This is a genomic window from Ruegeria aquimaris, from assembly GCF_025751555.1.
Taxonomy (GTDB): domain Bacteria; phylum Pseudomonadota; class Alphaproteobacteria; order Rhodobacterales; family Rhodobacteraceae; genus Ruegeria_B; species Ruegeria_B aquimaris.
Genome location: NZ_JAOWLB010000006.1, coordinates 187,731 through 200,135, shown reverse-complemented (window position 1 = coordinate 200,135; position 12,405 = coordinate 187,731). Strand labels below are relative to the sequence as shown.

General features: G+C 68.0%; 12 protein-coding genes. 1 reads left to right on the top strand and 11 read right to left on the bottom strand.

The features are described 5' to 3' along the window. Positions 1-27: 27 nt before the first annotated feature. The 6 genes from cobF to cbiE are packed head-to-tail and all read right to left on the bottom strand — an operon-like array spanning position 28 to position 5,156. On the bottom strand, positions 28-771 hold the full coding sequence (cobF, locus tag OE747_RS11295; protein WP_263828705.1) for a precorrin-6A synthase (deacetylating): 744 nt from the start codon (positions 769-771) through the stop codon (positions 28-30). After that, the gene (cobA, locus tag OE747_RS11290) at positions 764-1,492 is read right to left on the bottom strand and encodes a uroporphyrinogen-III C-methyltransferase (protein ID WP_263828704.1); all 729 of its coding nucleotides are present in this window, start codon (positions 1,490-1,492) and stop codon (positions 764-766) included. Before cobA ends, cobF begins: the two co-directional genes overlap by 8 nt. After that, on the bottom strand, positions 1,489-2,808 hold the full coding sequence (locus OE747_RS11285) for a cobyrinate a,c-diamide synthase (protein WP_263828703.1): 1,320 nt from the start codon (positions 2,806-2,808) through the stop codon (positions 1,489-1,491). Before OE747_RS11285 ends, cobA begins: the two co-directional genes overlap by 4 nt. Further along, complete coding sequence (cobM, locus tag OE747_RS11280) at positions 2,801-3,595, bottom strand: precorrin-4 C(11)-methyltransferase (RefSeq protein ID WP_263828702.1); 795 nt, start codon at positions 3,593-3,595, stop codon at positions 2,801-2,803. Before cobM ends, OE747_RS11285 begins: the two co-directional genes overlap by 8 nt. After that, positions 3,592-3,960: a cobalamin biosynthesis protein gene (locus OE747_RS11275; protein ID WP_263828746.1), complete on the bottom strand. Its 369-nt coding sequence runs from the start codon at positions 3,958-3,960 to the stop codon at positions 3,592-3,594. The genes cobM and OE747_RS11275 overlap by 4 nt, the downstream gene beginning before the upstream one ends. Further along, positions 3,957-5,156, bottom strand: coding sequence for a precorrin-6y C5,15-methyltransferase (decarboxylating) subunit CbiE (gene cbiE, locus OE747_RS11270; RefSeq protein WP_263828701.1), 1,200 nt, complete (start codon positions 5,154-5,156; stop codon positions 3,957-3,959). The genes OE747_RS11275 and cbiE overlap by 4 nt, the downstream gene beginning before the upstream one ends. Between cbiE and OE747_RS11265 the strand changes: the two genes are divergently transcribed. Beyond that, positions 5,155-5,907: a cobalt-precorrin-6A reductase gene (locus tag OE747_RS11265; protein ID WP_263828700.1), complete on the top strand. Its 753-nt coding sequence runs from the start codon at positions 5,155-5,157 to the stop codon at positions 5,905-5,907. The two genes, cbiE and OE747_RS11265, sit on opposite strands and share 2 nt — an antisense overlap. Here the strand turns inward: OE747_RS11265 and cobJ are convergent. The 5 genes from cobJ to cobN are packed head-to-tail and all read right to left on the bottom strand — an operon-like array spanning position 5,880 to position 12,400. Beyond that, positions 5,880-6,632 (bottom strand): precorrin-3B C(17)-methyltransferase, encoded by a 753-nt coding sequence (gene cobJ / locus OE747_RS11260; RefSeq protein ID WP_263828699.1) that lies wholly within the window; start codon positions 6,630-6,632, stop codon positions 5,880-5,882. The two genes, OE747_RS11265 and cobJ, sit on opposite strands and share 28 nt — an antisense overlap. Beyond that, on the bottom strand, positions 6,629-7,357 hold the full coding sequence (locus tag OE747_RS11255) for a precorrin-2 C(20)-methyltransferase (protein ID WP_263828698.1): 729 nt from the start codon (positions 7,355-7,357) through the stop codon (positions 6,629-6,631). The genes cobJ and OE747_RS11255 overlap by 4 nt, the downstream gene beginning before the upstream one ends. Then, positions 7,354-7,983: a precorrin-8X methylmutase gene (locus tag OE747_RS11250; RefSeq protein WP_263828697.1), complete on the bottom strand. Its 630-nt coding sequence runs from the start codon at positions 7,981-7,983 to the stop codon at positions 7,354-7,356. The genes OE747_RS11255 and OE747_RS11250 overlap by 4 nt, the downstream gene beginning before the upstream one ends. After that, positions 7,983-9,110, bottom strand: a complete 1,128-nt coding sequence (locus tag OE747_RS11245; RefSeq protein WP_263828696.1) for a cobalamin biosynthesis protein CobG — start codon at positions 9,108-9,110, stop codon at positions 7,983-7,985. Before OE747_RS11245 ends, OE747_RS11250 begins: the two co-directional genes overlap by 1 nt. Next, positions 9,107-12,400 carry a cobaltochelatase subunit CobN gene (gene cobN, locus OE747_RS11240; protein ID WP_263828695.1) on the bottom strand — a complete coding sequence of 1,098 codons (3,294 nt, stop codon included), beginning with the start codon at positions 12,398-12,400 and terminating at the stop codon, positions 9,107-9,109. Before cobN ends, OE747_RS11245 begins: the two co-directional genes overlap by 4 nt. Positions 12,401-12,405 lie beyond the last annotated feature (5 nt).

Genomic DNA, 12,405 nt, shown 5'->3' with positions numbered 1-12,405 from the left:
CGCAATCGTCATTTGCGACCTTTCGGATCAGTTTCCGCGCTTTTTCAAAAGATAGATATCCATGATCCAGCCATGATCGGTCCGCGCGCGGGCGCGGGTTTCGACGATCTGATCTGCCACCTCGGCCAGCGGTCCGGCCACCAGAATCTGTTCCTCCATGCCCACATAGGCGCCCCACCAGATGTGATAATCGGACATATCCAGCGCCCGGAACGAGCATTCGCCGTCCAGCATCACCGCCGCGGTATCCACGGCGGGCGGCCAGCCCTCGTCACGCAGACGCCGCCCGGTGGTGACCAGGAACGGTGCGCCCAATGCGTTGACCGGAATGCCATGTGCCGCTGTCAGGGCCTGAAGCGCGGTGATGCCGGGGATCACCCGCACCTTGGGTTGCGGGTCGAGCCGCGCCGCGATTCGCAGCGAACTGTCATAAAGCGACGGGTCGCCCCAGATCAGCAGCGCCACCCGCGCCGTGTCGGGGTGGTCCTCCATCGCCGCCTGCCAGCGCAGGGCGATGGCATCGTGCCACTCGTCGACACCCTTCAGATACCCATCCTCGGCCCGGCGCGCGGGGATGTCGAAATAGGCGATCTGCGGCGGCGCGTCGGTGGCGTCAGTGATGATACGCTCGCGCAGCCCGGCCAGATCGGATTTCCCCGCCCCCTTGCGCGGGATCAGGATCAGATCGGCGGCGCGAATGGCGGCGATGCCTTCGCGGGTGATGTGGTCGGGATTACCGGTGCCGATCCCGATCAGGAGAAGCTCAACCATCGCCGAACTCCGCTAGCGGACCATAAAGGATCAGGGCGGGCGCTGTGCCGACCTCCTCTGCCAGCCGTAGGGCCAGTTCACCCATGCTGGCGCGGGTCAGGCGCTGCTCGGGGGTCGAGACGCTTTCGGCCATCAGCGCGGGCGTCGAACGTGGCAGGCCATGCGCCTCAAGCGCCTCCAGCAGCAGCGGAAAGGTGCGCTTGCCCATGAATACGACCGTGGTGGCCTGCGGATCGGCCAGCGCGGGCAGGTTGAGGTCGGGGGGTAATTTGCCGCTGACGTCATGGCCGGTGACAAATTGCACCCGCCGCGCGGTCAGCCTGCGGGTCAGCGGGATGCCGGCCGCTGCTGCCGCCGCTACTGCCGAGGGGATGCCGGGGATGATCTCGTAGCCGATCCCGGCCGCGCGCAACGCAACCAGTTCTTCTTCCAGCCGACCGAACAGGCCGCCATCGCCGGACTTCAACCGAACCACCCGGGCGCCCGATTGCGCGTAGTCGACCAAAAGACGGCTCACATGGTCCTGCTTGGGCGAGGGGCGGCCTGCCCGCTTGCCGACGCCGACCAGATCTGCATCGGGGCGCACATGGGCCAGGATCGGACCGCTCGACAGATCGTCGAACAGGACCGCATCGGCCTTGCCCAGCCTGTCCACCGCTTTCAGCGTCAACAGGTCCGGGTCGCCCGGCCCCGAGCCGACAAAAGAGACAAAGCCGCTCATGATCCCGCCTCCGCGATCAGGTGAAAGAAGGTGCCGGTCACATGGCCGCGCACGGACCCGGTCTGCGGCCCCTCGACGCCCTCGGCGTCGAACACCCGCGCCAGCGGCGCGTCGGGCTGTTCCAGGATCGAGGAATAGTGGAACTCGTGCCCGCGCAGGGTGGTGCCGGTGCCATAACCGGGCAGGGGCGCCAGCAGCTCGGCCCGGCGATAGCCAAGGTTGAACTTGCGCTTTTCATACGAGGTGACGAGGCCCAACAGACCCGCCATCCGGTGGCGGGTGCCATCCTTGTCGATCAGCGCCTCGCCCAAAGCCATGTAGCCGCCGCATTCGCCGTGGACGGGCCGGGTCTGGGCATGTTTGCGCAATCCGCTCAGAAAACTCTCTGCCGCCGCAAGTCGCCCGGCATGCAGTTCGGGATAGCCGCCGGGAAGCCAGACCAGATCGGCATCGGGCGCGGGGGCCTCGTCGGCCAGCGGCGAAAACGGCAGGATCTCGGCGCCACCGGCGCGCCAGCCTTCCAGCAGATGCGGATAGGTAAAGGAAAACGCCGCATCCCGCGCCAATGCGATGCGCTGGGCCGGGGGCGGCGGCAGCGCGGCCGACGATGGCCCATTGGGGCCTGAGGAGGCCGCCGTCCCCTTGATCGTCTCAAGGTCCACATGTTCGCGCAGGAACGCGGCATAGCCCGAGATAGCGGCCTCCAGGTCGGGGTGTTCCACCGCCTGAATGAGGCCCAGATGCCGCTCGGGCAGGGTCAGGTCGCCGCGCCGGGGCAGCACGCCCAGCACCGGCAGGCCCGCACGCTCCATCCCCAGCCGGGTCAGCCGCTCGTGCCGGGGGCTGGCACAGCGGTTCAGGATCACCCCGGCAAAGGGCAAGTCGGGATTGTACATCCGGAACCCCAGCGCGGTCGCCGCCGCCGATTGCGCCTGTCCACCCACATCGAGGACCAGCACCACCGGCCAGCCCATGCGCAGGGCGGTTTCGGCGCTCGACCCATGCCCGGTCTCGCCCGGTTTCGCCACCCCGTCGAAGAGGCCCATGGACCCTTCGGCCACCACGATATCGGCGCCCGACGCCTGCGCGGCCACGGCGTCCAGCAGACCCTCGCCCATCGCCCAGGTATCGAGGTTGAACGAGGCCCGTCTCGCCGCCGCCAGGTGAAAGGCGGGGTCGATGTAATCGGGCCCGCTCTTGAACGGCTGGACGGTCAGCCCGTCCTCGGCCAGCGCGCGCAACAACCCCAGCATGACCGTGGTCTTGCCGGTGCCCGAAGCGGGGGCCGAGATCATCAGGCCGGGGGGGTTAGTCATCGCCGTGGCTCCAGCTCGACCACGGGCTGTCGGCAGATTGCGGCCGATAGCGGCGGTCGTATTCGCGGGAATAGAGGCAGCTTTCGTCGAACCCTTCGCCTTTCAGCACCGGCCCGACCAGGATCAGCGCGGTGCGCGAGATGCTTTCGTCCAGCGCTGCTTTCAGCGTCTCCAGCGTGGCGCGGATGATCCGCTCGTCCGGCCAGCTGGCGCGATAGACCACCGCCACCGGGCAATCGGCCCCGTAATGCGGCACCAGATCGGCGATCACCTTGTCCAGATTGCCGATCGAGAGGTGGATGGCCAGCGTGGCGCCGGTACGGGCGAAATTCTCCAGGCTCTCGCCTTCGGGCATCGACGAGGCGCGCCCGGGGGTGCGGGTCAGCACCACCGATTGGCCCAGCCCGGGCAGGGTCAGCTCGGTCCCCAGCGCGGCGGCGGCGGCGGCAAACGAGGGCACGCCGGGCGTCACGCTGACCGGGATACCCATCTGTTTCAGCCGCCGGATCTGCTCGCCCATCGCCGACCAGACCGACAGGTCGCCCGAATGCAGCCGCGCCACATCCTGGCCCGCCTGATGCGCAGCCTCGATCTCGGCCATGATCTGGTCCAGATCCATGGGCGCGGTGTTGACGATCCTGGCCCCCTCGGGGCAATGGCTCAGGATCTCCTCGGGCACCAGCGACCCGGCATAGAGGCAGACCGGGCAAGAGGCGATGATATCGCGGCCCCGCAGGGTCAGCAGGTCGGCGGCACCCGGTCCGGCGCCGATGAAATGTACGGTCATGTCTTGTCTCCGATGGCGAGGGCGCAGGTGGCGCGCCGGTCGTCCGATATCTGTCTGGGGGTGATCAGCCGCGCGCCCGGCCCAGCGGCGACCAGTGCTGCGGCCTCGGCCACGCTGCCGGTGCCATAGCTGGCGCGGCTTTGCGGCGAGCAGGTGAGGGTACGCTGCCCGGCAAGCTCGCTCGCCGGAATCAGGTGCAGGGGCAGCGCCAGCTCTGCCGCCAGCGCCTCCAGCGCCGGGTGCCCGGCTTTGTCGGCAACGGTGGCGAGCGCGGCCACCGCCTGTCCGGCGGCGGCCTTGTCATAGGCCGCGCGCAGGCTGGCCGCCTCTGCCGTGGTGGTGAAACCCAGCCCCGCCACGATCATAGCGTCACGCTCCACTGCACCACCGGATAGGCCGATTTCCAGCCCCGACGCGGCCCGAGCGGGGCAGCCTGCGCCAGTTCGATCCGCAGCAGTTCACCGCCCTTGTCGGCCTGCCAAAGGGCCAGCAAAGCCTCGCTTTCCAGCGTCACCGCATTGGCGACAAGCCGGGTGCCGGGGGGCAGTTCGGCAAAGAGCCATTGCAGCAGCGCCGTGCTGAGACCGCCGCCGATGAACACGGCATCGGGCTGGTCGAGGCTGCCCAGCACCTCGGGCGCGCTGCCTTCGACCACGCGCAGGTGATCCTGCCCCAGGGCGTCGGCATTGGCGCGGATCCGCGCGGCACGGTCGGCGCGGGGCTCAATGGTGGTGGCGCTCAGCGTCGGATCGCTCATCAGCCATTCGATGCCGATCGAGCCGCTGCCGCCGCCGATGTCCCACAGATGCTCTCCCCGCTGCGGCGCCAGTGCCGAAAGCGTCAGTGCGCGCACCGGGCGCTTGGTGATCTGCCCGTCAGTCTCAAAGATGGCATCGGGCCTGCCGCTGGCCTTTGGGATCGCGGGGCCGTCGCCCGCCACCTCGATGCCGACACAGACCGGGTGGGCAAAATCGCCCGCCTGCGCCTCGGTCAGCGACATGGTTTGCAGGCGCTCGCGCGGTCCCCCCAGCGCCTCCATCACGTGCAGGCGGCTGGTGGCAAAGCCGATCCGGTCAAGATAGCGCGCCAGTTCGGTGACCGCCGCGCCGTCGCGCAGCAGGACCAGCGCGCGCAGGCCGGCTGCCAGATGCGGGCGCAGCCGGGTCAGGGGGGCAGCATGCAGGCCCAGGGTGAGGGTCTTCTCCAGCGGCCAGCCCAGCCGTGCCGCAGCCAACGAAAAGGTCGAGACCCCCGGCAGCGCGCGCCATTCGCCCGGATCGAAATGTCGGGCAATGACGGCGCCCGCGCCGAACCAGAACGGATCGCCCGAGGCCAGCACCGCCACGCGGCGCCCGCGCAGCCCGGCCAGAACCTCCAGCCCGTCAGAATATGGCACGGGCCAGGCGATGCGCTCCTGCGGCCCCTCGGGAAGCAGCGACAGGTGCCGGGGCGGCGCCATGATCACATCGGCCGCGTTCAGGGCTTGACGGCTTGCGGGCGGCAGGCCATCCAGTCCATCCTCGCCCATGCCGATCACGCTCAGCCACGGAGCATCAGACATGTCGCACCTCCTGATCCTGGGCGGTACCACCGAAGCCAACGCCTTGGCGCGCGCCGTGGCCGAGACGGGCGCGCGCGCAACCTATTCCTATGCCGGCCGGGTCGAGGCGCCACGCGAGCAGCCTATCCCTGTGCGGGTCGGAGGCTTTGGTGGCGTGACCGGTCTGGTCGAGTTTATACACAACAACAACGTCACGCATCTTGTTGATGCAACACATCCTTTTGCTGCTCAAATGAGTGCCAATGCCTGCGCGGCCTGTGCCCAGACGGGCACGCACTTGGCCGCGTTGACGCGGCCCGCCTGGCAGCCAGTCGATGGAGACAACTGGCGCCACGTTCCGGATATCACCGCCGCTGTGGCCGCGCTGGAAGGCGCGTCGCAACGTGTCTTCCTTGCGGTGGGCCGGATGCATCTGGACGACTTTGCCGCTCAGCCGCAGCATGACTATCTTTTGCGCCTTGTCGATGCGCCCATCGATCCGCCGCCATTGCCCAAGGCGCAGGTCGTGGTATCGCGGGGTCCCTTCACAAAAGAGGGGGACAAGGCCCTTATGCAACAACACAAAACACAGATTGTGGTCAGCAAGAATGCAGGTGGAACCGGGGCGCGGGCAAAGCTGGATGCGGCGCGCGATCTGGGCCTGCCGGTGCTGATGATCGACCGCCCCGTTCTGCCGCCCCGGACCGAGCTTGCCACCCCCGCCGATGTGCTGCGCTGGCTGCGTCATTCCGGCGTGAACCTCGGCGTGTAAACGATTGGTGTACCGTCTCTTTCGATGACACGGGTGCGGGACGAGCCGACCAGCACCACGGTCTGCATATCGGCCATATCGGGCCTCGCCTCGACCAGATGTGCGATGCGCAGCGCCTCGTCCGGGCGCGATACCGCACGGGCGAACAGGATCAACCGCTTGGGTTCACATTCCTCGCGCAGAATTTGCAGCGTCTTTTCAAACCCTTCTGGCCGGGATTTCGAGCGCGGATTGTAAAAAGCCATGGCGAAATCCGCCTGAGCGGCCAGCCGCAGCCGGCGTTCGATCAGCGGCCAGGGCTTGAGGTTGTCGCTCAGGTTGATGCAGCAGAAATCGTGCCCCAGTGGCGCTCCGGCGCGGGCGGCTGCGGCCAGCATGGCGGTGATCCCCGGCAGCACCTGAATGTCCAGATCGCGCCATGCGTGCGGCCCAGATTCCACCGCTTCGAACACTGCCGAGGCCATGGCGAACACGCCGGGATCGCCCGACGAGACCACCACCACCCGGCGTCCTTCGGTGGCCATCTCCAGCGCGTGGCGCGACCGGTCGATCTCCACCCGGTTGTCGCTGGCATGCAGCGTCAGGCCGGGTCGTTCCGCCACCCGCGCCACGTAAGGGATGTAGCCCACAACGTCGGTCGCTTCGGCCAGCGCCTCTGTCACCTCGGGCGTGACCAGCGCCTCCGAGCCTGGGCCAAGGCCAACGATCCGCAGCCAGCCGCTCATGGGCGGCGCCCCTGTCCATGTACCAGAATGATCGAGAAATAGGGGGTCACGTCGGAATGGTTCTCGCTCAGCTTCGACACCCGCTGGTTGGCCATCTGAGCATATTCGACGATCCAGGCCCGCTCATACAGGCCGGCCGTTTTCAGTGCCCGCACCACCTTGTCGAAATTGCGCCCGAGCTTCATCACCACCAGCGCGTCGGTGTCGGCCATGCGGCGCGCCAGCACATCCTCGGGCAGGGTGCCGGTCAAAACCGTGAGGATATCGTCGCCCCAGGTGATCGGATCGCCGGTGGCCGACCAGGCCCCGGACATGCCGGTGATCGCGGGCACCACCTCGACCGGGGCAAGCCCGCGCAGGCGGGTATAGAGATGCATGAACGAGCCGTAGAAAAACGGATCGCCCTCGCACAGCACCACCACATCCTCGCCCGCCTGAGACAGCGCGTGCAGATGTGCGGCGGCGGCCTCATAGAATTCGGCCAGCAGAGCGTTGTATTGCGGATCGCTCACCGGGATCTCGGTCGTCACCGGGTATTCCATCGGAAACTCGATCGCGCCCTCGGGAATCATCCCGTTGACGATCTTGCGCGCCTGTCCGCTGCGGCCGGGCTTGCGGAAATAGGCCACGTGGCGGGCGTTTCGCAGCAGGCGGTCGGCCTTGACGCTCATCAGGTCGGGGTCGCCGGGGCCAAGGCCCAGACCGTATATGGTTCCCATGCTCATTCCGCCCGGCTCGCGATGGCGTTGATCGCCGCGACGGTGATGGCGCTGCCGCCCAGGCGGCCCTTGACGATGCAGCAGGGCACTGGCTGTGCCTCCCACAGAGCGTCTTTCGACTCGACCGCGCCGACAAAGCCCACCGGGCAGCCGACGATCGCGGCGGGGCGTGGGCAGTCGGGATCCTCGAGCATGTTCAACAGGTGAAACAGGGCGGTGGGCGCATTGCCGATCGCCACCACGGCGCCCGCCAGATGCGGTCGCCACAGCTCCAGCGCGGCGGCCGAGCGGGTATTGCCCATTTCGGCGGCCAGCGGGCGCACGCGCTCGTCATGCAGGGTACAGATCACCTCGTTATCGGCGGGCAGGCGGAACCGCGTCACGCCCTCGCTGACCATGCGCGCATCGCACAGGATCGGCGCGCCCGCCTCCAGAGCGCTGCGCGCGGCGGTGACGAATCCGGGCGAGAAATGAACGAACGCCTCCAGCCCGACCATGCCGGCGGCATGGATCATCCGCACCGCGACCTGTTCCTCGTCCGCGTCAAAGCGGGCCAGATCGGCCTCGGCCCGGATGGTGGCAAAGGACTGTTTGTAGATCGCCGCGCCATCGGTTTCGTATTCATAGGGCATCAGGTCAGGTCCATCGTCTTCAGTGTTTCGGGTGTCAGGCCACGCTGGCAGGGCTCATCCCCCGCGCGGCCCTGCTTTACAAGGTCAAAACGCCCGCCATTCCCGACCAGCGTGATATCGGCGGGCCCCATCCGGGCGCAGCCCTTGGCGCAGCCCGAGACATGCAGGCTGCCGCGCACGCGCCCGGCCAGAGCGCGGGCCAGATCGCGGGTCTCGGCCTGGGCCTGCGGGCAATAGGGCGCACCGGGGCAGGCATCTATGGTCAACAGCGGATCGCCCGCGCGGGTGACGAAATCGGCGGCGGGGACGGCCTGTGCGCCTTCCAGCAGGATCAGCCGCCAGGGGGTGACCCGCAAGCGGGTGGCGCCGCTGTCGCGCAAGAGCCTAGCCAGCGCCTGCGCGGGCAGTTGGCCAAAAGCCGCGCCATAAAGCGGGCCAAGCGCGGTGTCGCCGGGCACCAATGGTTCAGCAACTGGCACCGGTTCCGTGCCCTGCCAGATTGGGGGCAGGGGCACGGCACGCACCAGCCGCGCCATGCGGCGGGTGTCCGGGGTGAAGCGGTCGGCAAACCAGTGCGCCAGTTCGATCAGGCGGTCGATCGCCTCGCCCTCGGTCACTTCGCGCCCCGTGGCCATGCCATCGGCGCGCAGGATCAGGCCATTTCCGCCGGTTTCCAGCCGGATATCCGCCGAATCCGCGCTCAGCAGACGACCCGCCCCGGTGTCGATGGCAAAGCCGAATTTCGCCGGCAGCGCGGGGAGTTCGCCCAATCGCGCCGTCAACTCGCATCCCAGCCGGTCGGTCATGTCACCGTCGCGGTAAAGCGGCGAGAACAGGATGTTGCGCCGCACCTCGATCCCCGGTTCGCCGTCCAGAAGGTCAAGCGCGGCCAGTTCCGCCAACAGCGGCTGGTGATCCGCCTCACCCACCCCGCGCAGTTGCAGGTTGGCACGATTGGTCAGGTCGATGGTACCATTGCCGAACCGCTCGGCCAGCGCGCAAAGACCCAGCGCCTGCGTCACCCGCAGACGGGCCAGGCGCGGGCGCACCCGCACCACCAGCCCGTCGCCCGACATCATCGGGCGATGCGCGCCGGGGCACCAGCCCTGAACGATGGGTGCGGTCATGACAGCCCCTCCAGATCGGCCCGGATCGAGTTGCGCCGGGTCTGCCACAGGCCCGCCTCGTAGAGCGCGCGGAACCGGTCCAGCATGGCCTGATAGGCTTGCGGGTTGGCCTCTTGCAGGAAGGCCGCGACCTCTGCGTCTCCCAAGGTGGCATCGTGGTAGAGGTCAAAGAGATGCGGTGCCACGCTGTCGGCCAGATGCGCGAACGAGGCCATGTGGTCAAGCGTCGCCGCGATCTCGGCCGCGCCCCGGAACCCGTGCCGCATCATCCCCGCGATCCAGCCGGGATGGGCGGCGCGGGCGCGCACCACGCGAGCGATTTCCTCGGGCAGGGTGCGGGCGCGCGGCGTTTCGGGATTGGTGTTGTCCAGGTGATAAAGCTGCGCGGTGCCCCCGGTCACCCGTTTGGCGGCGGCAAAGCCTGCCTCATGCGTGGCATAATCGGCGGCCAGCAGCAGATCGGTTTCGGCCAGATCCTGCAAATGCACAAACCCGTCGGCCTTGGCGACGCGGTCGCGGATGCCTTCAGCGTCGCGGGCGATGTTCTCGCCCTCGAGCGCAAAGGAACTCGCCGCCAGCCAGGCCTCTCCCGCCTGTTGGCGGGCCTCGTCCGTATAGGTCTCGGGCAGGTGCCCCATGCCAAGGCCGTAGCTGCCCGGCGCCGGGCCATAGACCCGCGCGGCGGGCGCGTGTCCGGCATAGGGGTTCCAATCGGGCGCCTCGTCACGCGCGCAAAGCGCACGCACGGCTTGCCCGAACAGCGCCGAAAGCGTCGGGAACACGTCGCGGAACAGGCCCGAAACGCGCAAGGTCACATCGAGGCGCGGCCGGTCCAGCTCGGTGATCGGCAGCACCTCGATGCCAGAAACCCGTTCCGAGCCCTGATCCCACACCGGTTTCACGCCCAACAGATGCAGCGCCATGGCGAATTCCTCGCCCGCCGTGCGCATCGTGGCCGAGCCCCAGAGATCGACAATCAGCCCCTTGGGGTAATCGCCTTCTTCTTGCAAATGCCGGCGCACCAGTTCCTCGGCCAGCTTCACGCCTTGGGCATAGGCCGCGCGGGTGGGGACCGAGCGGGGATCGGTGGTATAAAGGTTGCGCCCGGTCGGCAGCACGTCGGTCCGCCCACGGTAGGGCGACCCGGACGGCCCCGCCGCGATCCGCTTGCCCGCCAGCGCGTCGATCAGCGCCCGTGCCTCGCCCTGCGCCGAAGGGGTGGGATCGAACGGGCCGCTGACCTCGGGCACACGACCATAGACATGCAGCCCGTCGCCATACTGGCTTTCCTTCACGTCGCAGACAAAGCGGTCGATGCGGGTGATCGCCTCGGCGGTCGAGGTGGCGCGGTCGAGGCCGAGATCGTCCTCCAGCCCCAGCGCCTGCGCCTCGGCCCGGATATCGCCCTGCAAGCGGTCGCGGCGCTTGGGGTCCAGCCCGTCGGCATTGGAAAACTCGTCAAGCAGCGCCTCGAGACGCAGCATCCGGTCCGGCGTGCCGCTGGAGCGCAGGGCAGGAGGAATATGGCCCAGCGTCACCGCGCCGATGCGGCGCTTGGCCTGTGCGGCCTCGCCCGGATCGTTGACGATGAAGGGATAGATCACCGGAAGGTCGCCGATCAGAACCTCGGGCCAGCATTGCCCCGACAGCGCCACCGCCTTGCCGGGCAGCCATTCCAACGTGCCATGGGCACCGATATGGATCAGGGCATCGGCGCCGAGTGTGTGCCGCAGCCAGAGATAAAAGGCGACATAGCCGTGGCGCGGGGTGCGCGAGAGGTCGTGATAATCATCATCGCGCGCCTCGGGCGTGCCCCGTTCCGGTTGCAGGGCCACCAGCGCCTTGCCACGCCGGATGGCGCGAAACTGCAATTCGCCTTGCGAAAATGCTGGGTCGGACTCCGGATCACCCCAATTGCTTTGCAAATCCTGGCGCAATTGTGGCGGAATGCTGTCCAAAGCTTTGCGATATTCGGTGATTGGCCACGAAATGGACACAGTTTGCAGGTCTTCTGCAATCGGCTGTCCAGATGAGATTCCGTACCCTTCATTCTGCAAATCGCTCAGGATCGCCTCGGCCGAGGCCAGCGCGTCCAGGCCCACCGCATGGGCCATCTGCCAATCCTTGCCGGGATAGGTGGACAGTACCAGTGCCAGCACCCGCTCGGCAGCGGGTTTTGCGGCCAGCCGCAGCCAGCCCGCCACCCGGTTCACCACCGCCTCGATCCGGTCAGGTTCGGGCCGGTGCGCGAAGCGGGAGTATTCCAACTCCGGGTCGCGTTTGCCCGGCTCCTTGAACGAGATCAGGCCGGCGTCGATGCGCCCGTCGACCTCGGGCAGCACCACATGCATGGCCAGATCGGCGGGCGACAGGCCGCGCTCGGCCTCGGCCCAGGCCTTGCGGCGCGAGGTGGCCAGCGCCACCTGGAACACCGGTACGCCAGCAGTGTCGAGCGGAGAGGCGCCATTTGCGCCCTTGCCGGAAAACGAGGTGGCATTGACGATGGCCGCCGGGGCCAGCCCCGGCATCTGTCCGGCGATCCAGTCGGCAGCGGCGGGCGCCTTCAGCGAGGGCGCGAACATGCCCATTGTCTGAAACCCACGCGCGCGAAAGGCGCGGATCAGCGCCGCGATCGAGGCGGTGTCGGCCGAAGACAGGTAGGCCCGGTAAAAGGTCACCAGAATGCGCGGGGCGTCGCCCTCGAACACGGTCTCGGGGGCGATCACGCCGCGCTCGGGGCACCAGAACCCGCATTCGGGTAGTATCTTTGACCCGACCACCGGCCCGGCATAAAGCCCGGTCGCCAGCGCCATCTGCGCCAGCGCTGCCTGCGCCGCCACCTCGCCGCCGGTGTCGCACAGATGTTGTAGCCGCCGCAGGGTGGACACGGGCAGGGTGGAATAGGCGTCAAGGCGCGTATCCTCGCGCCCGTCCGCCGGCAGAACCGCCAGCGCCAACCCCTTTTCCTGCGCCAGCGCCAGCACCTGTTGCAGCCCATAGGCCCAATAGGGCACTCCGCCGATCAGCCGGATCAGAATGCCCTTGGCCCCTGACAGGGTGTTTTCCACATAGGTATCGACGGACAGCGGATGTTTCAGCGCCGTCAGGTTGGCCAGGCGTAGGTTGGGCATTCTGCCCACCGTCCCGCCGCCGCGATGCCAGCCCGCCGCAAAAGCCCCCAGGTCGCTGTCCGAGAACGACAGCACCACCAGATCCGCCGGGCTCTGGCCCAGGTCGGTCGGGGTCTCGGTCTCTTCCAGCCCGTGGCTTTCGCGGAAAACGACATGCATGGCGC

What these genes read in the sequence shown, in the direction of transcription:
- OE747_RS11285 (WP_263828703.1), bottom strand. Translation starts at nt 2,808, where the DNA reads ATGACTAACCCCCCCGGCCTGATGATCTCGGCCCCCGCTTCGGGCACC.
- cobN (WP_263828695.1), bottom strand. Translation starts at nt 12,400, where the DNA reads ATGCATGTCGTTTTCCGCGAAAGCCACGGGCTGGAAGAGACCGAGACC.
- cobM (WP_263828702.1), bottom strand. Translation starts at nt 3,595, where the DNA reads ATGACCGTACATTTCATCGGCGCCGGACCGGGTGCCGCCGACCTGCTG.
- OE747_RS11255 (WP_263828698.1), bottom strand. Translation starts at nt 7,357, where the DNA reads ATGAGCATGGGAACCATATACGGTCTGGGCCTTGGCCCCGGCGACCCC.
- OE747_RS11265 (WP_263828700.1), top strand. Translation starts at nt 5,155, where the DNA reads ATGTCGCACCTCCTGATCCTGGGCGGTACCACCGAAGCCAACGCCTTG.
- cobJ (WP_263828699.1), bottom strand. Translation starts at nt 6,632, where the DNA reads ATGAGCGGCTGGCTGCGGATCGTTGGCCTTGGCCCAGGCTCGGAGGCG.
- OE747_RS11275 (WP_263828746.1), bottom strand. Translation starts at nt 3,960, where the DNA reads ATGATCGTGGCGGGGCTGGGTTTCACCACCACGGCAGAGGCGGCCAGC.
- cbiE (WP_263828701.1), bottom strand. Translation starts at nt 5,156, where the DNA reads ATGTCTGATGCTCCGTGGCTGAGCGTGATCGGCATGGGCGAGGATGGA.
- OE747_RS11245 (WP_263828696.1), bottom strand. Translation starts at nt 9,110, where the DNA reads ATGACCGCACCCATCGTTCAGGGCTGGTGCCCCGGCGCGCATCGCCCG.
- cobF (WP_263828705.1), bottom strand. Translation starts at nt 771, where the DNA reads ATGGTTGAGCTTCTCCTGATCGGGATCGGCACCGGTAATCCCGACCAC.
- cobA (WP_263828704.1), bottom strand. Translation starts at nt 1,492, where the DNA reads ATGAGCGGCTTTGTCTCTTTTGTCGGCTCGGGGCCGGGCGACCCGGAC.
- OE747_RS11250 (WP_263828697.1), bottom strand. Translation starts at nt 7,983, where the DNA reads ATGCCCTATGAATACGAAACCGATGGCGCGGCGATCTACAAACAGTCC.